This is a genomic window from Pararhodobacter sp. SW119 (assembly GCF_017811755.1).
Lineage (GTDB): Bacteria > Pseudomonadota > Alphaproteobacteria > Rhodobacterales > Rhodobacteraceae > Pararhodobacter.
Window position 1 is genome coordinate 1 of sequence record NZ_JADDJF010000141.1, and the last position, 1,741, is coordinate 1,741.

Below are 1,741 nucleotides of genomic sequence, written 5' to 3' on the forward strand. Positions count from 1 at the left end.
ACCTTTTTAGGTTATTGTGATAGGCATGAGGCGCTGATATAGTCGTGTCATGTATGCGCGCGTCTCCAAATCCGGAAATCGCAGCTATCTGCAGATCGTCGAGGGCTACCGCGACGAGGCCGGGCGCGTGAAGCAGCGGGTGATCGCCAATCTGGGCAGACTGGACAAATTGGGGCAGAAGGACCTTTCGGCGCTGATCCACGGCCTCCAGCGGGCAGTTGGCCTGCCAGAGACACTGCCCCAGCCCCCTCGGTTTGATCCGGCCAAAGCCTTTGGTGATGTCTGGTTGCTGCACCAGCTCTGGCACGAGATTGGATTGGCGGATTCGATACGCCGCGCTCTGCGATCCTCGCGCCGCCAGTTTGATGCGGAAGCCCTGGTGCGGGCGATGGTCTTCAATCGGCTGGCGGACCCGACCAGCAAACTCGGTGTCGTCGAATGGCTGCGCAATGAGACCAGCATGCCCGGGATCGACCCCGAAGCTGTCCATCACATGCAGCTGATGCGCGTCATGGACGCGCTGGAAGAGAACAAGGATGCGGTTGAACAGGCGGTGGCAAATCAGCTGCGGCCATTGCTCGATCAGGACCTGAGCGTCGTGTTCTATGACGTCACCTCGATCCGCATCCATGGGACAGCACAGCTGGAGGGCGACCTGCGCGCCTATGGGCAAAGCAAGGATATCCATGGGATCGGCCGCCAGTTTGCCCTCGGCGTCATCCAGACGGCCGAAGGGCTGCCCATCGCGCATGAGGTGTTTGAGGGCAATGTGGCCGAGACCAGAACGCTGGTTCCCATTCTGCAGCGGCTGCAAACGCGCTTCACTTTCAGGCGCATTGTCGTGGTGGCAGACCGCGGGCTCTTGAGCCTCGACAATATCTCCATGCTGGAGGAGTTGGGGCGCGAGCAAGGCGTGGACGTCGACTATATCCTGGCCGTTCCCGCGCGCAGATATGCCGCGTTTGCCGATCTTCTTCGAGAGCTGCAGGCTGCACTGGAAGGCGCCGACACGCCTGAAGATCAAGATGTCATAACCGAAGCACTCTGGGAGGGGCGTCGCCTTGTGATCGCCCATAACACTGCGCGTGCGGCCGAGCAGTCGGCGACACGGCAAAGCATCATCTCCGAGCTTGATGCCTTTGGAGAGGCCTTGGCGAAGAAGCTGGACGCGCAAGACGCCGGAGAGAGTGGCCGCGGGCGGCGCAGCTCCGACCGCGGGGCCTATCAGCGCTTCCACAAGGCGCTGCTGGAAAAGCAGATGACGCGGTTCATCAAGCCCGATCTGGGCAGCCCCAACTTTGCCTATACCGTCGATGATGAGGCCATCGCACAGGCCGCGCGACTGGATGGCAAGCTGATGCTGGTCACCAGCCTGTCGGACATGGCCCCGGAAGAGGTGGTCGCGCGCTATCGGTCACTGGCTGACATCGAGCGTGGCTTTCGCGTGCTCAAATCCGAAATCGAAATCGCCCCGGTCTATCATCGCCTGCCAGATCGGATCCGCACCCATGCGCTCATCTGCTTTCTGGCCCTTGTCCTCTACCGCATCCTGCGGCTGCGCCTGAAGGCAGCTGAAAGCCCGGTCTCTCCATCGAAACTGCTGAAATGCCTCAGCAGGATCCAAAAACACACCGTTCATGTCGGCGCCAATGCCTATCATGGCATAACCCGCCCGGACGCGGAACAACTCGACCTGTTCAAGGCCCTGAAAATAGAGCTGCCGAAGCAGTAAGCCTGACTT

The 1,741-nt window shown here is 60.7% G+C and carries 1 protein-coding gene; it reads left to right on the forward strand.

Annotated elements, in window-relative coordinates; genetic code table 11:
- The first annotated feature begins 49 nt into the window (after positions 1 to 49).
- A complete protein-coding gene (locus tag IM708_RS20895; RefSeq protein ID WP_209428475.1) occupies positions 50 to 1,732 on the forward strand; it encodes an IS1634 family transposase in 1,683 nt (560 codons plus the stop codon).
- Positions 1,733 to 1,741 lie beyond the last annotated feature (9 nt).

Bases quoted from the DNA above. Each gene is read 5' to 3' on its own strand.
- IM708_RS20895 (WP_209428475.1), top strand. From the start codon at position 50: ATGTATGCGCGCGTCTCCAAATCCGGAAATCGCAGCTATCTGCAGATC.